The organism is Salinimicrobium oceani, assembly GCF_012037645.1.
In genome coordinates, this window is record NZ_JAAVJR010000002.1 from 471,071 (window position 1) to 491,553 (window position 20,483).

Sequence of the window (20,483 nt, forward strand, 5' to 3'; positions counted from 1 at the left end):
CTTTGGGGCAGAACTATAACCATCGGTTTTGGCTTTCCTATTCCATTGCGCTTATTTGTGCACTGGCCTTTTCATTCACGTCTAATGCCCAGGAGACAGAAGTGCCGCAAGACAGCACTAAAACGGGATATTCCCTTGGTAAGATACGCCTTCGCAATCCTAACAGTATTGTAAATTCCTATACTTATGACCCTATCCTGGACCGGTATCTTTATACTGAGAAACTGGGAAGCGTCAACATTTCTGTGCCTCTCATCCTTACGCCCGAAGAATACCAGGAACTGGTGATTCAGGAGGAGATGCAGCGGTATTTTCAGGAAAAATCTGATGCATTATCCGGAAGGAAATCGGGAACAGAAGAAGATCAACGGGATCTGCTTCCGGGATTTTATGTGAATTCAGACTTCTTTCAGAATATTTTTGGGGGAGGAGATATTGAACTGATTCCGCAGGGATCTGTCGCGCTTGATCTTGGAGTGCTTTATTCAAAAAGAGATAATCCTGCTTTTTCGCCGAGGAACAGGAGTACCTTCACATTTGATTTCGACCAGCGAATTCAGCTGAGCCTACTGGGGAATATTGGTGAGCGCCTTAAGGTAACTGCAAATTACGATACCGAATCAACCTTCGATTTTCAAAACCAGTTGAAACTGGAATATACTCCTACCGAAGATGATATTATTCAGAAAATAGAAGTGGGAAATATTAATATGCCCCTCAATTCTGCTTTAATACAGGGAGCGCAAAGCTTGTTCGGAGTAAAAACTCAGCTGCAGTTCGGAAAGACAACGATCACCGGAGTTTTTTCGGAGCAGAAGTCGGAAAGGCGCACAGTGAATGTGGAAGGAGGAGCCACCGTACAGGAGTTTGATAAATTCGCCATTGAATATGATGAGAACCGACACTTTTTCCTCGCCCATTATTTTCGGGATAATTATGACAGAGCGCTGGAGAATTACCCGTTCATTAACTCCAACGTTCAAATTACACGGGTTCAGATTTGGGTGACCAACAGGACCAACAACGTTCAAAATCTCACTGACACCAGGAACATTGTTGCAATTCAGGACCTGGGAGAATCGCCTGTTCCTGGAAACATAGGCCTGGAGAATCCTCCTGCCGGATTTTTCAATCGCCCGGCGGGTTCGTTTGCAGATAACCGGAACAACGACCTCAATCCCTTCGGAATTACAGGTCCGGAGGAATCAATCCTCACCCCCGCAATTAGAGACGTTGCGCGGGTAGAAGCCGGATTTGGCGGCTTACAGGTTTCGGAAGGACGCGATTACGTAAAATTGGAAAACGCCCGACAATTAAAACCCACAGAATACCGACTCAACTCCCAGTTAGGTTATATTTCTCTTAATCAACGGCTGGCAAGTGATGAGATCCTGGCTGTAGCTTTCCAATATACAGTGGGCGGAGAAGTTTACCAGGTAGGGGAATTTGCGAATGATGGAATAGATGCTTCGGGAGGAACCGGAATAGAATCTTCAATTTCCCAGAATCTCGTGGTGAAAATGCTAAAAAGCTCAGTTACGAATGTAGATGAACCGGTGTGGGATCTTATGATGAAAAACATTTACAATCTTGGTGCTTTTAACCTGGAGAGGGATGATTTCAGGATGAATATTGTATATACAGATCCTCAACCTCTTAATTATATTACCGGGGTTGAAGGAGTGCCGCTGCCCGAAGATGTGGAGCAAACTACCTTACTTCGTGTTTTTAATCTCGACAACCTGAATATTAACGGCGATCCTATTTCCAGTGGAGATGGTTTCTTTGATTTTGTGCCGGGAATCACCATTCATCCTGAAACAGGAAACATCATTTTTACCTCTGTTGAACCATTTGGGGAGTACCTTTTCAACAAGTTGGATCCAAACCCCAATACAGGGTCCGAGGAATATGAGATTCCTGAGACCTGGAATGAAAATCAGCAGAAATATGTTTTCAGGGCGCTTTATAACACCACAAAGACACAGGCAGAACAGCAGCAGGCCGAGAAGAACAAGTTTCAGCTTCGCGGGAGGTACAAATCTTCAAATGTGGAAGGAATTCCTATTGGAGCCTTTAATGTTCCGCAGGGTTCTGTAACGGTGACCGCAGGAGGAAGAGTTTTACAGGAAGGGGTAGATTACGTGGTGAACTATCAATTTGGAAGAGTGCAGATCCTGGATGAGGCTTTACTGGCTTCAAATATTCCCATTCAGGTATCCACAGAGAATAATGCCCTTTTTGGGCAGCAAACAAAACGCTTCACTGGGCTGCACCTGGAGCACATGTTCAATGAAAACTTTCTGGTAGGGGCGACCTATCTCAATCTTAATGAACGTCCTCTAACCCAGAAATCGAATTACAATTACGAGCCTATTAATAATACCATCCTGGGGCTCAATCTTAATTATTCTACAGAATTGCCATTTTTGACACGCTGGGTGAACAAGCTGCCAAACATAGATACCGACGTTGTTTCAAACCTTTCCTTAAGAGGTGAGGTGGCATACCTGCTTCCTGGGGCACCAAAAGGCAGTGAATTTGAGGGCAGGGCCACTACTTATGTGGACGATTTTGAAGCTGCTCAAACCTCTATTGCTATTGACAATCCATTGGGGTGGGAACTTTCCAGTGTTCCTCTGGGCTTTGGAGGTGAGCTTGGAAATGGTGATCTCGCCACTGGTTATAAGAGGGCGAAACTCGCCTGGTATAGTATAGACCCTATTTTCTACGGAAGCAGTCGGCCTTCGGGTGTTTCAGACGCAGATCTTTCCAGTTTTGCAACGCGCCGGGTCTTCCTTGATGAGATATTTCCGAATATTGATGTGGTGCAGGGGCAATCTCAGGTGCTTTATACCCTTGACCTTGCCTATTATCCAAACTTAAGAGGACCTTACAACTACAATCCAGCGGCTGCAGGAAGTAACAATCTACCAAATCCCGCTGAAAATTTTGGAGGAATCACCCGTGCCCTGAATGCCACTAATTTTGAGCAGAGCAATGTGGAATATATCGAGTTCTGGCTTATGGATCCTTTTATATACCAGGAAAATGCAGGGAATGACGGTGGGAAGCTAGTCTTTAACCTCGGAAATATTTCAGAAGATGTTTTAAAGGACGGACGAAAGCAATATGAAAACGGACTCCCTCCAAATGGGGGAGTCGAAAATACAACTCCTACTGAATTTGGTAAAGTGCCATCAAACCAGTCTCTAATTTATGCATTTAACACCGAGGGCCAGGAAAGGCTTAATCAGGATATTGGATACGACGGGCTTGCAGATGCTGAAGAAGCCGCAAGATTTCCTGGGTTTAGTAGTCTACCCGATCCTTCAGCAGATAATTATGATTATTTCCTAAATGCTTCAGGAAGCATCCTGAACAGGTATTTCGATTACAACGGAATTGAAGGTAATTCCCCGCCCGAAGTTTCGAACACTAATCGCGGTAATACTACTTTGCCCACTGTAGAAGATCTCAACAGAGACAATACCATGAATACTGTAGACAGCTATTACGAGTATGAAGTAGAGCTGTTTCCAAATATGAGTATTGACAACAGCCAGTACGTGACCGATGTCAAATCTTTTTCCACGACTTTACCCAATGGACAGGAAATGCCGGTACGATGGTTACAGTTCAAAGTGCCAATCTATGAACCCACGGCAGCACGTGGAGGCATAGGAGATTTCCGTTCTATCAGGTTTATGAGAATGTATCTCACCGGGTTTGAGGATCCCACGGTTCTTCGTTTTGGAACCATGGACCTTGTAAGAGGTGATTATCGCCGCTATACCCAGACGCTCGACCCCGACAAATCTGATCCGGCTACAGAAAATACTACGTTTACCGTGGCATCAGTAAGTATTGAGGATAATGAAAATCGACAACCCATACCTTACGTACTGCCTCCCGGCGTTGAAAGAGAGGAGTTGCTGAACAACAATACCAGGATACGACAAAATGAACAATCACTTTCAGTAAATGTCTGCGACCTGGAGCCTCAGGATTCAAGAGGAGTTTATAAGAATTTCCAGATCGATATGCGGCAGTACAAGAATCTCGAGATGTTCGTACACGCCGAGTCTGTTGTCAATCGCGCTGCCTGGCGAGAGGGAGAGCTGGTAGCTTTCATGCGAATAGGAACAGATTTTACCGATAACTTTTACCAGGTGGAGATCCCATTAAAGCCTACAGAATTTGGTGCGGCAAGTGCTTCAGAGATCTGGCCTGCAGAAAACAGGATGAATCTGCCTCTGGAATTGCTGCAGGAAGTCAAAGCTAAGGTCATAGGTGATCCAAATATTGTTGCTACAGAACTCAACTTCTTTTCGGAAGAAGGAAATCCTGTGGATGCAGATGATCCATACGAAATGGGCAGACTGCGTATAGGGATCAAAGGAAACCCAAGTTTCGGGAATGTGCGAATGCTAATGTTAGGTGTCAAAAATGGTCTTCCAGACGCTGCTTCCAGGAATCTTTGTGGAGAAGTCTGGTTCAATGAACTGCGTTTGTCTGAACTTAACAACGAGGGGGGCTGGGCGGCTATAGTCAATATGGACGCCAACGTAGCCGATTTTGCAAATGTTTCGGCAACCGGAAGAAAAAGTACCGTGGGATTCGGGGCTCTGGAACAGGGACCCAATCAGAGAAGCAGGGAAGATCTTCTGCAATATGATGTGGTAAGTAATCTAAATATGGGCCAGCTGCTGCCGCCTAAGTGGGGAATAAGGATCCCGGTTAGTTACAGCTATGGAGAAGAACTGATCACTCCAAAATACGATCCGGAATATCTTGATCTCGAACTGGAAACCGTTCTCGATAATGCTGCCACCCAGGAACGTAGGGATGAACTTAGAGAAAGAGCAGAAGACTATACGAGACGACAAAGTATCAATGTAATAGGGTTGAGAAAGGAAAGAGTAGGGGAATCCAAACCTATGCCTTATGATGTGGAGAACCTTACCCTTTCCGGAAGTTATAACCAGGTAGACCACAGGGATTTCGAGATCGAGGATGCATTTGATCAACATGTGCGGGTAGGTGCAACCTATGATTATACTTTTGCACCAGTGAATATTGAACCTTTACGCAATGTTCGGGCTTTAGACAGCAGTGCTTATTTTGCCCTTTTACGAGACTTTAATTTTAATGTGTTTCCTTCAAATATAACTGCGAGCTCAACCATCTTCAGGCAGTACAATGAACAGACCTTTAGAGAGATCAATCTTCCGCCGGGATTTTTAAATGGAATACCCACGCTCTACCAGAGAAACTTTCTCTTTGACTGGCAATACACTATCAATTACAATTTCACAAAAAGCCTGAGGCTTAATTTTGATTCCTCCACAAACAGGATCGTGCGAAATTATCTTGATGATGAAAATAATCCAGATACCACCACAGGAGTCTGGGACGGTTTTTTTAATGTTGGAATTCCAAACCAGCATTTCCAGTCCTTGCAGCTAAATTACGACCTGCCGTTCTCGAAAGTTCCGGCTTTGGAATTTGTGAAGGCTACCTATTCGTACACCGGGAATTTTCAATGGGAGAGAGGATCTCAGATCTACCAGATCCTGGAAGATGTTCCCGATCTTGGGAACAGCGTTCAGAATTCAAATTCCCACCAGGTAAATGCTAATTTGGAGATGCAGACCTTGTATGATTATATTGGTTTAAAGAAAAGGACTAAGGAAGGAGCCGGTCAATCTATCCAGGAACGCAGTCGCGCGGTGCCTACCTTGAATGGGAATACGCCATCTAAGCCTCAGGTGCCCGAGGAAACGGAAAGGCTTAATGCCGGAGATCGTACCTACAATACATTCGTGGGACTCTTGACTGCAATTCGCAGAATTCAGCTGAATTATCAGGAAACGAATGGGATATTTTTACCGGGTTATACTAATGGAATTGGATTTTTGGGAACCTGGGATCCAAGCTTTGGATTTACGCTGGGCAGCCAGGAAGAAATAAAATATGAAGCTGCGCGGAAAGGCTGGCTTACCCTGTATCAGGATTTTAATCAGCGTTATACCGAGGTGGAAAATGAACAGCTGGGGCTCAATGCCGAAGTTGTTCTGGTGCCCGATCTTACCATTGAATTAACAGCAGGGCGTTTGTATTCGGAGACTTTTCAGGAGAATTATCGGGTAGCAGGAGATGAATATATTCCGCTTACTCCAATGACCTTTGGAAATTTCAATATTTCGACGATCCTGTTAGGAACAGCCTTTAACCAAAGTAGTGCTGAAGCATCGGCCACCTTCAATGATTTCAGGGAGAACAGACTCGCAATTGCAAGGAGATTAGCCGAAGAAAATGGTCTCGATCCGAACGATACAGATGCCTTTGGATATCCTGTAGGATATGGTAGAAATAGCCAGAATGTATTACTTCCGGCTTTCCTCGCCGCTTATACGGGCGGTGATCCTAATGATATTTCCCTCGGAGCTTTCAGAAATATTCCACTTCCTAACTGGAATTTGAAATACACCGGCTTCATGCGTTTACCCTGGTTCAGGAAGAATTTCAGGCGCTTTTCGGTGAATCACGGCTATAGGGCTGGATATACCATCAATCAATTCCAGTCAAATCTTGATTATGATCCTGCCAATCCGCGTGCAGTTGATCAGGCTGGGAATATTAAAAGTGAAAGCATATTTTCCAATGTGAATCTTACCGAGCAGTTTAGCCCTCTGGTGAGGATCGACATGGAAATGACCAACTCCATAAAGATACTTGCCGATGTTCAAAAGGATCGCGCACTATCGCTAAGTTTTGATAATAATCTGCTTACCGAGATCAGTGGAAATCAATATACATTGGGATTAGGATATAGGATAAAAGATCTAAAGATCGATACTAAGATTGGGGGAAGGCAAAGGATATTAAGCAGTGACCTGAACTTTAAAGCAGATGTTTCCTATCGTCATAACGAAACTGTGATACGCTATCTTGATCTTGAAAACAGTCAGGTGACTGCAGGGCAGGACATTTGGGCGATCAATTTTACTGCAGATTATGCTTTGTCCAAAAATCTTACTGCCCTTATCTATTATGATCACGCCTTCTCTGAGTACGCCATTTCAACGGCTTATCCTCAAACCACCATTAGGTCGGGGGTTACTTTGAGATATAACTTCGGAAATTAGGTGCAGAGGCTTGACTTGAAGGATTAAAAAATTAACTTTGTTGTTATTAAAAACCTAACCATGAAGATTCCAAAAGATTTAAAGTACACCAATGATCACGAATGGGTGAAAATTGATGGAGATGTTGCCACTGTAGGAATTACAGATTTCGCCCAGGGAGAATTGGGAGATATTGTTTATGTAGAAGTTGAGACTGTTGATGAAACCCTTGAACGAGAAGAAGTTTTTGGTACTGTGGAAGCAGTAAAAACAGTATCAGATTTATTTACGCCACTTTCAGGTGAAATAATTGAATTTAATCAAAGCCTGGAAGATGAGCCAGAAAAGGTGAATTCTGATCCTTATGGAGAAGGCTGGATGGTAAAGATCAGGTTCAGTGATGCTTCGCAGATCGACGATCTGTTAAGCGCCGAGGAATACGCTGAAGTTGTTGAAGGTTAAGCTGCTTTTATTTTTAACAGCGCTGGTTTATACCAGCTTAATTCTTTACCTTTCATTGATTAATCTTGCAGAGACTCCTGTAAAGGATCTGGGGATAAGTGACAAAGCAATGCATGCCGGTGCATATTTTGGATTAGCATTCCTTTGGTCTTTATTTGCGATCTTTACGTTCGAGGCGGTGAGAGTGTTACAAAGCATTATCATTATTTCTGTAGCTTCAACAGCCTTTGGCATTTTTATTGAGGTTTTACAGGATGTGCTCACCAGTTATCGACAACTGGATCTTTACGACGTATTTGCCAATACAACCGGAGTTTTACTCGCAGGATTTATGGTATGGCTGCTGAAGGATTACCTAATCAGGTTAAAGGCTAAGATTAATTTAGATTTAATGAAAAAATAATTATTTTAGCCAACCTATAATTAAAACGGAATTATGAAACCCAAAAAGAACCCAAAAGCTGATTTGTCCAGGAGAAGCGTTTTGTTCTTCCAGATTGGAATGATCATTATGCTTTTTATTACCTGGAGGGCGATTGAGTGGAAAACCTATGACAGGGAAGCCATCGATACCGGAATGGTAGACATGGATGCTCTGGAAGAGGAAGATGTGCCAATCACCGAGTTAAATACACCACCACCACCGCCACCGCCACCACCGCCACCAGCTCCCGAGATCATTGAGATCGTTGAAGATGAGGAGGAAGTAGAAGAGACTGTTATCGAATCTACAGAAACCAATCAGGACGAGATCGTTGAGGTAGCCGAGGTTGAGGTTGTTGAAGAGGAAGAGGAAATTGGGGATGTTCCGTTTGCAGTTATTGAAGACGTGCCAATCTTCCCTGGATGTGAGAACATGAAGAACAACCAGGCCCGTAAGGATTGTATGAGTGAAAAGATCAACGATTTTGTGAATCGAAGATTCAATACCGGGTTAGGTAGTGATCTTGGACTAAGTGGGATCAACAGGATCTATGTTCAGTTTAGAATTGAAAAGAATGGTACTGTAACAGTTTTAGGAGCACGTGCACCTCACCCACGCCTTCAGCAGGAAGCTGAGCGTGTTGTGAACATGTTGCCTAAAATGCAGCCGGGTAAACAACGTGGACAGGCAGTAGGGGTTCTCTACTCTCTACCTATTACCTTCAGAGTTCAGGACTAGATCTTTATTACTATATTATAAAACCCGTTCCAGTTTGGTACGGGTTTTTTTATGCCTACCGGTGAGCTTGTAAGAAATTTGTAGGATAAAATTGCTTTTTCATTAGGTTTTGGATTGGTTATTGATTTATGATCAAAAGATTAACTAATAGTTTGATTTTTAATCTCTTTTGATCTTTCGGAATTACTAATCCTTAAATATACCTATATGAAAAGCAAAAAAAACAACGAGGCAGACCTGTCAAAGAGGAGCACCATTTTTTTTCAGATCGGATTGATCCTCTCATTGCTGCTCGTGTGGCAGCTCATTGAATGGAAGGTTGACAGCAAAGATGTTCCCGAAAATGAAATGATTTCCATAGCTGGTTTAGAAGAGGTAGATGTGCCTTTCACAGTAGTAGAAGAAGTTAAACCTCCGGAACCTCCAAAAGAAGTAGTAGAAGAAATAGACATTATAGACGACGACCTGGATAAGGAGGAGACAGATCTTGCTTCAACCGAAGCTACCGATGCGCCGATCTTAGAAGTAGAGGAGGTGAAACTGGTAGTAGAGGAAGAGGAGATCAAGGATTATGATATTCTCTCTGTAGAAGAAGTGCCTGTTTTTCCTGGCTGTGAGGCCGTTAAGGGAAATGAGGCACGCAGGCAGTGTTTTAGTGAAAATGTGAATAAAATTGTAGGGAAGACTTTTGATTCCGACCTGGGGCAGGAATTAGGTTTAAAGGGTCTCTACAGGATCTTTGTAAGCTTTAAGATCCAGCCAGACGGTTCTATTGCGGTTATTGGTGCCCGGGGTCCTCATCCCCGGCTGGAGGAAGAAGCTATTAGAGTAGTGAAGAAATTTCCGGAAATGATACCTGGAAAACAAGGTGGAAGACCAGTAGGAGTAACTTATTCCCTGCCTATTATTCTGAAAGTTCAGGATTAACAGAATTGTACAGAAAGCCAAACCCGCCCCCTTAGGAGGCGGGTTTTTTGCTTGCAGGAAAATACGTTAGATATTCAAAAAACTGTATCTTTCCTGCATAATCCGTTCAGCTTTCTGCTTGATATGATAAAGTTACAACAGCTCCTCATTCTTTTCTTTCCTATTTTAAGCTTCTGTCAGACCTTTAATGGGGATCTCGAAAGATTTCCAAAATTTCCTGAATGTTCAGATGTGAATTTTAAACAGGAAGCACAATGTTTCAGCAACACGTTGAAATCGAAAATCGTGCGGGAATTCCGGGTGCCGGAATCTGTTTCCGAAGCTAACTACAAGGGGGAACTTGTGGTGCTGTTTGAAGTGGACAGGGAGGGGAATTTCGTGCTGACTTATATCGATGCTACTTATCCCGAATTAAAGGAGGAAATAAAACGCATTTTTGAGACCCTTCCTGTAATCGCACCTGCTACCTATAATAGCCGACCCATTAATATGCAATTCAGAATGCCTGTGCGTATTCCTCTCGATTTCTCTGGAGATGCACTTTCCGAACCCGGGATTGAGATAGTAGATACATCAAGGGAACAACCGAATGCGGCACCGCAGGAAGCTCCGGAAGTATTCAAGGAATACGATCAAATAAAAAGTTTAGCTTTTGAGCACCCCAGGGCCACAAGTCAAATCAATATTCCCCTTTCTCACGAGCTTTACAGCCGCTTTGAAGATGAGGTCAACAGGGTGGGAACGAATTTTCATTCGGCTTCAAAACCATTTTTGTTTGCTGAAGTCCAGCCATATTACAATTTTGAAGAGGAAATTGAAGCTTTACAAAAACCGGCAGAGACCTGGATAGGTCGCAAATTGTGGAATGAACATTTATTTACTTTTCAAGTCGACGATTACTGGTTTAGCGTTGATTTCGCACTCGATATGCAGGTGGGAAAAGATATTGACAGCAGGCTGGATGTTACTTATAACAATACAAGGGCAGCAATATTTCAAGGAGGCTTAGGCAAAAACTTCAACTTCTATTCTGTGGTATATGAGAACCAGGGGAGATTTGCAGACTACTTTAATGAATACGCCGAATCAATTAGGCCAGGTAGTGAGGGGGCAGCTATAATTCCCGGGAGAGGAATAGCAAAAAGTTTTATGGGACAGGCCTACGATTATCCTGTTGCCGAAGGCTATCTCTCCTTTAGTCCTGGTAAATTTTTTAATCTGCAGTTCGGGCACGGAAAGAACTTTATTGGGGATGGTTACAGATCTTTACTGCTAAGCGATGTCGCTTCTCCCTATCCATTCTTCAAATTGAACACCAGCTTCTGGAAAATTAAATATACCAACACGTGGATGTCTCTGCGCGATGTGCGGCCCGAGGTGACGGGAGAAGATTCCTATAGAACAAAATTCATGGCCAATCATTATCTCAGCTACAATGTGACAAAGAGGCTCAATCTAGGTTTTTTCGAGTCTGTAATGTGGGAAAATGACAACAACCGGGGTTTTGATCTTAACTATCTTAATCCTGTGATCTTTTACAGAGCTATAGAGTTCTCAACAGGGGCGCAGGCCGGGAATGCAGTTATTGGGCTCACGGGAAAATATAAATGGAGTGACCAGGTCCTTACCTATGGACAATGGTTGATCGACGAATTTTCCTCGACCGATGTTTTTGGTGGGGAGGGTAGCTGGAAGAATAAGCACGGGTTCCAAATTGGGACTAAATATTTCAACGCTTTCAATATCCAGGATCTATACCTGCAGCTGGAGTACAATCAGGTGCGGCCATACACTTACAGCCACAACACCATCACCTTGAATTATGGGCATACCAACCAGTCTATGGCTCACCTGTGGGGGGCAAATTTTAGGGAGATCATCGGAATTGCACGGTATAAAAAAGGCAGATATTACGGTCATGTGAAGGCAATATTTGGAGAAAGAGGTTTCGATTATTTTGAAAACGGAGATTATTACGGCGGAAATATCTACCGTTCTGAAGAAGATAGGCCTTTAGAAACTGGCGTCAGAATAGGACAAGGCAACAATACCGATTCATTCTATGCGGAGACGGAATTCGGTTATATTGTCAATCCGGCTACCAATCTAAAATTTTTCGGAAGCTTTATCTATCGCAACTTTGATCCGGAGGTCAATACCTCTTTGAATTCAGATGCTACAACCTATTGGTTCAATGTGGGACTAAGAACAGACATCTTCAACTGGTACTTCGATCTTTAGGATCGATAAATCCCTGTAAATCAATCAGTGATTTTCTTTTAACTTCAAAATTTAACCCGCACATAGTCTTGTGAAAAAGCAATTAAGAAGTATCTTTGCGGCAAAATTGCCTTTTTGGAAAATACCCAGGTACATAACACTTCAGTTTCCCTCATAAGTGATCTTAAGGAAGTAACAAAAGTAAGGCTTGCTATAAGCGTGGTCTTTTCTTCTGTTGCGGGTTATTTCCTCGGGGCTGAGTCTATTGATCTCCTTACGGTTGTAATGCTTTCTATTGGAGGTTATTGTCTTGTGGGAGCTTCAAATGCTTATAACCAGATCCTTGAAAAGGACCTGGATCTTTTGATGAAGCGTACACGGAACAGGCCTGTCCCATCGGGGAGAATGAGTGTGAATACGGCCTTTCTTATTGCAAGTACGCTTACCCTTGCCGGCTTGATCATTCTATATCTTATCAATCCAAGAACGGCGATGTTTGGCGCTATTAGTATCTTTCTTTATGTAAGCGTCTATACACCTCTTAAGACAAAGACTCCGCTTTCTGTTTTTGTAGGTGCATTTCCCGGGGCAATTCCCTTTATGCTGGGCTGGGTTGCTGCTACAGGGGAATTCGGAATAGAGCCGGGAACGCTCTTTATGATCCAGTTCTTCTGGCAATTTCCGCATTTCTGGGCCCTTGGGTGGTGGTTGTATGACGACTATGCAAAAGGCGGATTTTTTATGTTGCCAACTGGGAAAAGAGATAAGGGCACTGCAGTTCAGATCGTTCTCTATACCATATGGACCATTATTGTCTCTTTAATCCCTGTTACAGGAATGACCGGAGGCTTATATATCACTCCATTTTCAGCAGGCCTGGTGCTTTTGCTGGGCCTTGGAATGTTATATTATGCAATTCAATTGTATCAAAAGCGCGACGAAAGTTCCGCGAAGAAATTAATGTTTGCTAGTGTGTCTTATATCACGTTGCTGCAAATTATATATGTTTTGGATAAATTAATTAGAATATGGATTTAACACAGGGAACTGTTAAGCATAAGGAAGAAAGAGCTAAAAAGATGATGCTCTGGTTCGGGATCATAAGCATGGCAATGATGTTTGCGGGACTTACCAGTGCGTTTGTGGTAAGTGCGAACAGGCCAGACTGGCTATCAGAATTAGAATTACCAACCACTTTTATTTGGAGTACCTTTGTAATTGCCTTAAGCAGTGTGACTATTCATTTAGCCGAAAGAGCAGTAAAAAGGGGAAACAGAACTCTTGCTACCTGGGGATTGCTCACCACATTGGTGCTGAGTTTCGTATTTATTGCATTGCAATTGTTGAGCGGAAGCGAGCTCTTAGAAACAGGATATTTCTTTACCGGGGCGACCAGCAGTGTTACCACCTCCTTTTTGTATTTGATCGTTGGTTCTCACCTGGTGCACCTTTTAGGCGGGATCATTGTACTTTTTGTAATAATTTATAATCATTTTAAACAGCGTTATTATCCGGGTCAAACGCTTGGGTTAGAACTTGGTTCCACCTATTGGCACTTTGTAGACGGGCTTTGGTTATACCTGTTTTTATTTTTATATTTCTTTAGATAAATAAAAAACCTATTTTTGCCCATACTTTAAAAATCAAATTCTTTCTATGGAATCTACTGTTGTAAGAACAGGTACTGAAGGAAAAACCTGGGGTGGAGGGAATCAACCCTTGAAAGTTAGTTACGGGAAAATGATGATGTGGTTCTTCATCCTTTCTGATGCGCTTACTTTCTCTGGCTTTCTTGCCTCATACGGTTTTGCGAGATATAAATTTGCGAATAGCTGGCCAATTGCCGATGAAGTGTTTAATCACTTTCCTTTCATGCATGGAGTAGATGCTCCCATGTATTATGTGGCCTTAATGACCTTTATTCTTATATTTTCTTCTGTGACCATGGTTCTCGCGGTCGATGCCGGGCACCAGATGAAAAGAGCGAAAGTAACTTTCTACATGTTGCTCACCATTATTGGAGGTCTTATCTTCCTTGGATCCCAGGCCTGGGAATGGAAGAATTTCATCCAGGGTACTTACGGAGCTATTGAAACCAGAGGCGGCAATGTGCTGCAGGTAATCAATGAAGATGGGAAACGAGTAGCACTGGGAGATTTCGTCACAGCTGCACCCAGGGAAAGAGTAGTACATGAGCGCACTAATGGTTTGTGGTTCGTTGATGAACCTACTTTACCAAGATTTACCATAGAAGATGTTATCACTGGCTTTAAAGCAAATCCAGATCTGCTTATAAGAACACAGGAGCTAACAGAGACCGGAGAGAAGGTTGTGCTTACAAGAGCCGCTTCGATGGCAAAGTTGCAAAATGAAGGAATTGGGATCATTGAAGGTGCCAACCTCCAGAAGAATGAGTATGGAAATCCTTTGTTTGGAGATTTCTTCTTCTTTATTACAGGATTCCATGGATTCCACGTACTTACAGGGGTTATGATCAATATCATTATTTTCTTCAATGTCTTGATTGGGACATACAAAAGAAGAGGTCATTACGAAATGGTGGAGAAAGTTGGGCTTTACTGGCACTTTGTGGATCTTGTTTGGGTATTTGTATTTACATTTTTCTATTTGGTATAATCGGGAATAAAGAATAAGATGGCACACGATACAACACACGCACACGAATCTAACACTAAAAGGATCTGGACCGTATTTGTAATTCTGTCGGTGATCACTATCGTAGAGGTGATCCTGGGAATTATTAAGCCAGATTTTCTAATACATACCTACTTCATTAGCCTTAAATTGATCAACTGGATCTTTATTGTGCTTACCATTTGGAAGGCTTACTACATTACATGGGCTTTCATGCACATGGAAGGGGAGACAAAGGGCTTGAGAAGGTCTGTAGTCTGGACCGCTGGTTTCCTTATCGTTTACCTTGTTTTCATTTTGCTTACCGAAGGAAATTATATCCATGAGGTATTGCAAAGAGGAAATGTAGCGTGGGACTTTTAAAAAGTTAAAACAATCCTGAAAGGCGGTTTTAAAACCGCCTTTTTTTATTTTTGCATCCCCGGGAGAATTAACTATGAAAAAATTCTTTGTCATTTTTGTCCTTTTTGCGCTGCCCCTTGTCGCCTATCTTTTCTTTGCATCGGGAGTAAACAATTTCGCAAAATTACCAGTGCTCACTCAGGAAGTGTATCAGCTTGAATCCTTCACTAATGTTGAGGAAGATGGTGGGGAAGTGAGTTTTGATAATAAGATCACGATCCTGAGTTTTCCAGGCACAGATCCTATGGAATATCTTACCAATGCCTATCACCTGGCGGAAAAGATCTACGATCCTTATTCAGAATTCAAGGATTTTCAACTGGTATCTATAGTGCCAGAAGGAAGTGAAGCAGAGGTCGAACTTCTGAAGCGAAAGATCTCGGAGATCGTAGATATAGAAAAATGGATCTTTGTTTCGTCTTCCGCAGAAGATATTCAGAGCCTTTATGACAGCCTGGAAACCGACCTTGTACTCTCGGGAGATCTTTCCACGCCTTACGCTTTTATCATCGATAAGGATGGAAAACTTAGAGGACGGGATGAAGATGATGACGGGGAGCCTCTTTTTGGCTACGATACAGGTTCGCTTCATGTGATCAACAACAAAATGAATGATGATGTAAAAGTGATCCTGGCAGAATACAGGCTGGAGCTTAAAAAATATAAAGAAGAAGGATTAGATCAATAGCGATGAAAAATTACTCCTACATAGGAATTTCCCTTGTAATTCTCATTTTTGGGATCCTTGTCATTCCCGAGATAATAGATCGAATCAAGGATACCGAGGTAGTGACCTCAAACCGCTCCAACGGCCAGGAAGAACGTGCGAATGCCACAGGAGAGCTTGAATACATCATGGTGAACAATGAGAGGAAGCAGGTGCCGCCTTTCGAATTCGTAAATCAGGATGGAGATACTGTTTCGAATAAAGATTATGCAGGGAAGGTGTATGTAGTGGAATTCTTCTTTTCCACCTGCCCCACCATTTGCCCTATTATGAAAGATAATCTCGTGCAAGTCCAGGAGGTCTTTGCGAAAAATGAGGATTTTGGAATTGCTTCCTTTAGCATCGATCCTGCGCATGACACGCCTCAGGTATTAAAAACTTATGCCGAAAACAAGAACATCACTCATCCTAACTGGAACCTGCTTACAGGAGAAAGAGAGGCAATTTTTGACCTGGCCAATGCTGGATTCAACATCTACGCAGGAGAAGATGAAAACGCAGAAGGAGGATTTGCCCACTCAGGATACTTCGCTCTTGTAGATCGGGAAGGTTACATCAGGTCTCGAAAAGATCAATTCGGGAATCCCATCATTTATTACAGAGGCTCTGTTCCGAGGAAGGCACTGGTAGAACCGGGCCAGGAAGAGCCACAGATCGACATTTTGATTGCAGATGCTAAAAAACTCATCAATGATAAATAGAGCAACAGACAAAGTGATGGTGCCGGCTATTCTGGCTGTTTCCGTCCTGGTGCCAGTCCTGGTATTGATCCTTATGTACCTTCCCGAAAGGTATGATCTCTTAGGAGGCAGGTTTAACAACTTTCCGCTTTTTCACGCAGTTCTCAATTTCTTTACTGCAGTTTTCCTCATCCTCGGATTTTTTGCAATGCGCGTAAGGGAAATTAACTGGCATAGAAATCTTATGATTTCGGCTTTTTCTCTATCTGCAGTGTTTCTCATTAGTTATGTGATCTCAAAAATTAGTAATGAGCCTGTTCCTTATGGAGGGGAAGGAGTATTGAGATATGTGTATTTTTTCATTCTTATCTCACATATTCTTCTGTCGGCTATCATTGTTCCACTTGTATTGTTCACCATGTACAGGGGATTATCTGGCGAGATTGAAAAACACCGGAAAATTGCCCGTTATACTTATCCCGTCTGGCTCTATGTCGCCGTCACAGGAGTTTTGGTATATCTTTTCATGGCGCCATATTATTAGTCCATTATGAATAAGAAGAGCTTCTTTTTACTTTTTTTCAGTATTCTGAGCTTTGCAGAAGCATCGGCACAATGTGCCATGTGTCGTGCGGTGCTGGAGAGTGAGGGCAGCCAGGCCGCTGCCGAAGGGATCAATGACGGCATAGTTTACCTTATGGTCTTTCCTTACCTGCTCATGGCCGGGGTGGCATATTTTATCTGGAAATCCCGTCGCAAGAGTCGGGTAGAGGAGTAGTAGTACCTTCATTTTCTTTCCTTTCTGAAACTTTTTTAGAAAAATGTAACATTTCCTCCTTTTGCAAGTCTAATGGGTGACGCCCTTTATGAATTGAATTATACCAGGTATGATTGAGATAAAAGATTTGCATAAGTCCTATAAGACCGGTAGCAATTCCCTGCATGTACTAAAAGGAATAAACTTTAATGTTGCCGAAGGCGAACTCGTTTCCATTATGGGTTCTTCGGGGTCTGGAAAATCTACCCTTCTAAACATCCTGGGGATGCTGGACGAGGCAGACGGGGGGACTTACACTTTAGACGGAGTGCCTATTAAAAACCTTAATGAGAAAATTGCCGCCAGGTATCGCAACAAATTTCTCGGCTTCATATTTCAGTCCTTCAATCTTATTAGCTATAAAACTGCGCTCGACAATGTGGCGTTACCGTTATATTATCAGGGCATCAAACGCAAGGAAAGGATCGATCGGGCGATGGAATATCTTGACAAAGTGGGCTTGACACCCTGGGCACAGCACCTTCCCAATGAGCTCTCTGGAGGCCAGAAGCAAAGGGTGGCTATCGCACGAGCGCTTGCCAGTGATCCTAAGGTACTATTAGCCGATGAACCCACGGGAGCATTGGATACCAAAACATCTTATGAGGTCATGGATCTAATTCAGAAGATCAATGAAGAAGGCCGCACTATCCTTATTGTGACACATGAACATGATATCGCAGAAATGACAAAGCGCATCGTCAATCTTAAAGACGGGGTGATCATTGATGATAAAAAAGTAGACCAGATAAAGGCACAGCAGTATGTTTGATCTTGAGCGTTGGGAAGAGATCTTTGAAACCATCCGCAAAAACAAATTGCGGACCTTCCTTACTGGCCTTTCTGTTGCCTCAGGGATATTCATTCTTGTGATCCTTCTGGGAATAGGAGAAGGAATGAGAAACGGGATCTCTTCAGAATTTGAACAGGATGCTGCCAACATTCTTTACGTCTGGACCGGGGCAACCTCTGTGGAACACAAAGGCCTTAATCCAGGAAGGCAGATAAGACTAAAAATTTCCGACTTTCAAACCACTGCCCAGAAGTACGAAGAGGAACTCGAATATAAGTCGGCCGTACATCGCATCTGGAATGGGGTGGTAGATTATGGGAAAGAAACAGGATCCTACCGGGTAGAAGGTGTGCTGCCAGATTATCAATTTCTTGAGAACAGTACCATGACACAGGGAAGATATATCAACTATTTAGATCATAAGAACTTTGAAAAAGTAGTGGTGCTTGGAAACAGGGTCAATAATGACCTTTTTAAAGGGGAAGATCCCATCGGGAAGTACGTGCAGGTATCGGGCATTATCTTTAAGGTTGTTGGAGTTTTCACAGATCCCGGAGGGGAACGTGAGGAAAGCAGAGTGTACGTGCCTCTTTCTACCGGGCAACGAGTTTTTAACGGTCAGAACTATATTAATAATATGGCTTTTACTCTCGAAAAAGCCGACAATTTTGAAGCTGCTCTTGCTGCATCCACGAAATTTTCTTCAGAACTGCAGGAGTTTTTAAAGGAGCAGCATACGATAGCGCCTGAAGATAACCGAGCTATCAACATTAATAATTCTCTTGAAAATGCGAAGCGATTTTATGATCTCATGGACATGATCAAGTTTTTCTTCTGGGGTGTAGGAATATGTACCATCATAGCGGGAATTGTAGGGGTGAGTAATATCATGCTCATTATTGTTAAGGAACGAACCCGGGAGATTGGAGTAAGAAAAGCGTTGGGTGCCGAACCTTTATCCATAGTGGGAATGGTGCTGCATGAATCAATTTTTGTTACGGCCATTGCCGGCCTCATTGGATTGATTGGAAGCCTTGCATTGCTGGAACTTGTAGGGCCAATGATAGAAATGGATTTTATTTCAAATCCTTCAGTAGATTTTGGAGTTGCGCTTACCACAGTGATCATACTCATTGTTGCCGGGGCTGTAGCCGGCTTCTTTCCTGCTTACAGAGCGGCAAGAATAAAACCTATTGTTGCATTAAGAGATGAATAAATAGCAATTATGTTCAGCAGAGATAACTGGGACGAAATTCTGGAAGCACTTAGCGCCAACTGGTTTAGAACAATTCTTACCGCGTTTGGAGTATTGTGGGGGATCTTTATCCTTGTAATTCTACTTGCCGCGGGAAAGGGTCTGGAAAATGGTGTGAAACAGGGATTTGGAGGCATGGCCACCAATTCCATGTTCATGTGGTCTCAGGTCACTTCCCGACCATATAAAGGCTTACCTAAGGGCCGGCGTTTCAATTTCAAGATTGACGATGTTGCGGCAATAAAAAGAGAAGTCCCTAATATGAGATTCGTCTCCCCACGAAATCAACTGGGAGGTTTTGGAGGTGCCAATAATGTGGTACGAGGGCTCAATACCGGGGCTTTCAATGTTTATGGAGATTATCCCGAGATCATTCAGCAGGAACCCATGGACATTACCTCCGGAAGGTTCATCAACTATTCAGACATTGAAGAAAAGAGAAAGGTAGCGATCATAGGAGAAGGTGTTCGCACTGTACTTTACGAGCAGGGGGAAGAGGTGCTGGGAAGTTATATAAAGATAAACGGCGTAAACTTTATGGTGGTGGGCACCTACAAGAAAAAGGGAAATAACGGAAATGCCGAAGAAAACCAGAAGCAGATCTACGTGCCTTTTACTGCTTTCTCCCAGGCCTTTAATCGGGGAAATGATGTGGGGTGGATGGCTATTACTGCAAAAGACGGCTCCTCAATTACGCAACTGAAATCTGAAGTAATCGATGTGGTCAAATCCCGGCATTCCATTCATCCTGAAGATGACAGAGCCATAGGGAATTTTGACCTTTTTGAGGAGTATAACAAGATCAACGGTCTTTTTATCGCTTTAAAAGGAGTAGCCTATTTTGTGGGGATTCTGGTATTGCTTTCGGGAATTATCGGAATTAGTAATATCATGCTCATCGTGGTCAAGGAACGCACAAATGAAATAGGTGTACGTCGTGCACTGGGCGCGACTCCCTGGGCTATAAGAGGGCAGATCTTAATGGAGTCTATTTTTCTCACAATAGTGTCGGGTATGGCGGGTATTGTCCTGGCTACCGGGATCATTGCAGGAGTAAATAAGCTTTTGAGTGGCATGGATACTTCAGAAATGATGTTCCTTAATCCTTCTGTAGATCTGGGCGTAGTAATGACAGCTTTAGCCATCCTTGTCATTTCAGGATTGCTGGCAGGATTGATTCCGGCACAGAATGCTATTAAGATCAAACCTGTTGATGCTTTAAGAACCGAATAACAATAAATACAAATAGATAA

At 42.9% G+C, this 20,483-nt stretch carries 17 protein-coding genes; all 17 read left to right on the forward strand.

Annotation, left to right across the window (positions count from 1 at the left end):
- Nucleotides 1–2: 2 nt before the first annotated feature.
- The 17 genes from sov (at nucleotide 3) to HC175_RS05765 (ending at nucleotide 20,463) form a co-directional block, all read left to right on the forward strand.
- On the forward strand, nucleotides 3–7,151 hold the full coding sequence (gene sov / locus HC175_RS05685; protein ID WP_168137501.1) for a T9SS outer membrane translocon Sov/SprA: 7,149 nt from the start codon (nucleotides 3–5) through the stop codon (nucleotides 7,149–7,151).
- Between the two features lie 60 nt (nucleotides 7,152–7,211).
- Nucleotides 7,212–7,592 carry a glycine cleavage system protein GcvH gene (gene gcvH / locus HC175_RS05690; RefSeq protein ID WP_168137502.1) on the forward strand — a complete coding sequence of 127 codons (381 nt, stop codon included), beginning with the start codon at nucleotides 7,212–7,214 and terminating at the stop codon, nucleotides 7,590–7,592.
- Nucleotides 7,579–7,995, forward strand: coding sequence for a VanZ family protein (locus HC175_RS05695; RefSeq protein WP_235942526.1), 417 nt, complete (start codon nucleotides 7,579–7,581; stop codon nucleotides 7,993–7,995). The genes gcvH and HC175_RS05695 overlap by 14 nt, the downstream gene beginning before the upstream one ends.
- Before the next feature lie 33 nt (nucleotides 7,996–8,028).
- On the forward strand, nucleotides 8,029–8,754 hold the full coding sequence (locus tag HC175_RS05700) for an energy transducer TonB (protein ID WP_168137503.1): 726 nt from the start codon (nucleotides 8,029–8,031) through the stop codon (nucleotides 8,752–8,754).
- 207 nt (nucleotides 8,755–8,961) lie between these two features.
- Complete coding sequence (locus tag HC175_RS05705; RefSeq protein ID WP_168137504.1) at nucleotides 8,962–9,681, forward strand: energy transducer TonB; 720 nt, start codon at nucleotides 8,962–8,964, stop codon at nucleotides 9,679–9,681.
- Nucleotides 9,682–9,912: 231 nt separating this feature from the next.
- Nucleotides 9,913–11,922 (forward strand): gliding motility protein RemB, encoded by a 2,010-nt coding sequence (locus HC175_RS05710; RefSeq protein WP_317172096.1) that lies wholly within the window; start codon nucleotides 9,913–9,915, stop codon nucleotides 11,920–11,922.
- A 114-nt stretch (nucleotides 11,923–12,036) separates the two neighbouring features.
- The gene (cyoE, locus tag HC175_RS05715; RefSeq protein ID WP_168137506.1) at nucleotides 12,037–12,939 is read left to right on the forward strand and encodes a heme o synthase; all 903 of its coding nucleotides are present in this window, start codon (nucleotides 12,037–12,039) and stop codon (nucleotides 12,937–12,939) included.
- Nucleotides 12,930–13,511: a cytochrome c oxidase subunit 3 gene (locus HC175_RS05720; protein ID WP_168137507.1), complete on the forward strand. Its 582-nt coding sequence runs from the start codon at nucleotides 12,930–12,932 to the stop codon at nucleotides 13,509–13,511. Before cyoE ends, HC175_RS05720 begins: the two co-directional genes overlap by 10 nt.
- A 46-nt stretch (nucleotides 13,512–13,557) precedes the next feature.
- Entirely contained in the window at nucleotides 13,558–14,538 is a 981-nt protein-coding gene (locus HC175_RS05725) for a cytochrome c oxidase subunit 3 (protein WP_168137508.1), read from the forward strand.
- Between the two features lie 18 nt (nucleotides 14,539–14,556).
- Nucleotides 14,557–14,919: a cytochrome C oxidase subunit IV family protein gene (locus HC175_RS05730; RefSeq protein ID WP_168137509.1), complete on the forward strand. Its 363-nt coding sequence runs from the start codon at nucleotides 14,557–14,559 to the stop codon at nucleotides 14,917–14,919.
- 73 nt (nucleotides 14,920–14,992) lie between these two features.
- Complete coding sequence (locus HC175_RS05735; protein ID WP_168137510.1) at nucleotides 14,993–15,646, forward strand: hypothetical protein; 654 nt, start codon at nucleotides 14,993–14,995, stop codon at nucleotides 15,644–15,646.
- 2 nt (nucleotides 15,647–15,648) lie between these two features.
- Entirely contained in the window at nucleotides 15,649–16,386 is a 738-nt protein-coding gene (locus HC175_RS05740) for an SCO family protein (RefSeq protein WP_168137511.1), read from the forward strand.
- Nucleotides 16,376–16,909, forward strand: coding sequence for a DUF420 domain-containing protein (locus tag HC175_RS05745; protein WP_168137512.1), 534 nt, complete (start codon nucleotides 16,376–16,378; stop codon nucleotides 16,907–16,909). Before HC175_RS05740 ends, HC175_RS05745 begins: the two co-directional genes overlap by 11 nt.
- A 6-nt stretch (nucleotides 16,910–16,915) precedes the next feature.
- Nucleotides 16,916–17,143: a hypothetical protein gene (locus HC175_RS05750; protein WP_168137513.1), complete on the forward strand. Its 228-nt coding sequence runs from the start codon at nucleotides 16,916–16,918 to the stop codon at nucleotides 17,141–17,143.
- Between the two features lie 109 nt (nucleotides 17,144–17,252).
- Nucleotides 17,253–17,954 carry an ABC transporter ATP-binding protein gene (locus HC175_RS05755; protein WP_168137514.1) on the forward strand — a complete coding sequence of 234 codons (702 nt, stop codon included), beginning with the start codon at nucleotides 17,253–17,255 and terminating at the stop codon, nucleotides 17,952–17,954.
- Nucleotides 17,947–19,191: an ABC transporter permease gene (locus HC175_RS05760; RefSeq protein ID WP_168137515.1), complete on the forward strand. Its 1,245-nt coding sequence runs from the start codon at nucleotides 17,947–17,949 to the stop codon at nucleotides 19,189–19,191. The genes HC175_RS05755 and HC175_RS05760 overlap by 8 nt, the downstream gene beginning before the upstream one ends.
- Before the next feature lie 9 nt (nucleotides 19,192–19,200).
- Complete coding sequence (locus HC175_RS05765) at nucleotides 19,201–20,463, forward strand: ABC transporter permease (RefSeq protein WP_168137516.1); 1,263 nt, start codon at nucleotides 19,201–19,203, stop codon at nucleotides 20,461–20,463.
- Nucleotides 20,464–20,483 lie beyond the last annotated feature (20 nt).

Coding starts and splice junctions, on each gene's coding strand:
- HC175_RS05730 (WP_168137509.1), top strand. CDS start 14,557: ATGGCACACGATACAACACACGCACACGAATCTAACACTAAAAGGATC.
- HC175_RS05750 (WP_168137513.1), top strand. CDS start 16,916: ATGAATAAGAAGAGCTTCTTTTTACTTTTTTTCAGTATTCTGAGCTTT.
- gcvH (WP_168137502.1), top strand. CDS start 7,212: ATGAAGATTCCAAAAGATTTAAAGTACACCAATGATCACGAATGGGTG.
- HC175_RS05735 (WP_168137510.1), top strand. CDS start 14,993: ATGAAAAAATTCTTTGTCATTTTTGTCCTTTTTGCGCTGCCCCTTGTC.
- HC175_RS05745 (WP_168137512.1), top strand. CDS start 16,376: ATGATAAATAGAGCAACAGACAAAGTGATGGTGCCGGCTATTCTGGCT.
- HC175_RS05765 (WP_168137516.1), top strand. CDS start 19,201: ATGTTCAGCAGAGATAACTGGGACGAAATTCTGGAAGCACTTAGCGCC.
- HC175_RS05700 (WP_168137503.1), top strand. CDS start 8,029: ATGAAACCCAAAAAGAACCCAAAAGCTGATTTGTCCAGGAGAAGCGTT.
- HC175_RS05740 (WP_168137511.1), top strand. CDS start 15,649: ATGAAAAATTACTCCTACATAGGAATTTCCCTTGTAATTCTCATTTTT.
- HC175_RS05725 (WP_168137508.1), top strand. CDS start 13,558: ATGGAATCTACTGTTGTAAGAACAGGTACTGAAGGAAAAACCTGGGGT.
- HC175_RS05705 (WP_168137504.1), top strand. CDS start 8,962: ATGAAAAGCAAAAAAAACAACGAGGCAGACCTGTCAAAGAGGAGCACC.
- HC175_RS05755 (WP_168137514.1), top strand. CDS start 17,253: ATGATTGAGATAAAAGATTTGCATAAGTCCTATAAGACCGGTAGCAAT.
- HC175_RS05720 (WP_168137507.1), top strand. CDS start 12,930: ATGGATTTAACACAGGGAACTGTTAAGCATAAGGAAGAAAGAGCTAAA.
- HC175_RS05760 (WP_168137515.1), top strand. CDS start 17,947: ATGTTTGATCTTGAGCGTTGGGAAGAGATCTTTGAAACCATCCGCAAA.